This window comes from Pseudomonas sp. B424 (assembly GCF_055408345.1).
This window is the reverse complement of the sequence record NZ_JBUZTL010000076.1, coordinates 1-694: the sequence shown is the minus strand read 5'-3', so window position 1 is coordinate 694 and position 694 is coordinate 1. Positions and strand designations below refer to the sequence as shown.

General features: G+C 61.0%; 1 protein-coding gene. It reads right to left on the bottom strand.

Annotation, left to right across the window (positions count from 1 at the left end; translation table 11 throughout):
• Nucleotides 1-694: TolC family protein (locus ACZRMS_RS26295; protein ID WP_194286478.1), on the bottom strand; the 694-nt coding region annotated here is incomplete at both ends.

The following is a 694-nucleotide window of genomic DNA, read 5'->3' as shown; positions in this document are numbered from 1 at the left end:
TCCCAGGAAAGCTGCACGCTGACCATATCCCCAAACGCCCGGCCACGGTGCTGGTAATCCAGCTCCCAGCTCCAGTCTGACTGTTTCTCCGACACGGCTTCACGAACCTTGGCTTGTGCTTCCCGGGTCATCGGGGCAAACGCTGCCAGCTCGGGATGGTGCTGCAGGTTGTGGGAGTAACCGGAGGTATCGACGGACCATTCAGGCAAACGACCTACAAGCTCGTCGTTTGCGGCGGGCCCAATCCAACGCTTGAGGGCAGCTCGGGCCTGCCTTCGCTGCTGGATCAGATCGTCCTGCTGCTCCGCCAGTCGAGCTGCTTCTTGCTTGGGTGTTACCGCATCGGCGGGTTGAGCGCGGCCACCGGCAATCTGGGCTCTGACGGTATCGCTCAGCAGGCGGTTCTCTTTGTAGAAGTCCTGGAACAGAGCATCTTTGCGCTCAACCGAGTAGCTACTGATCCAGGCCAACGCCGTGGATTGGCGCACGTTCAGACGTTCGACCCGACGCTGCGCCGCGGCGCGTTCAACGGCCGCATCGGCGACCTCAATACGCGCCTTGCGCTTGTCGCTGTTGGGCATTTCTTGCCTGACCCCAACCATTTGCATGGTCATGAAGTCCTGGTCGATGCTCCAGCGATCCGGACCGCCAACAGGATAGTTCTGCACACCCAGCAGCAGTTTGGGGTCAGGCA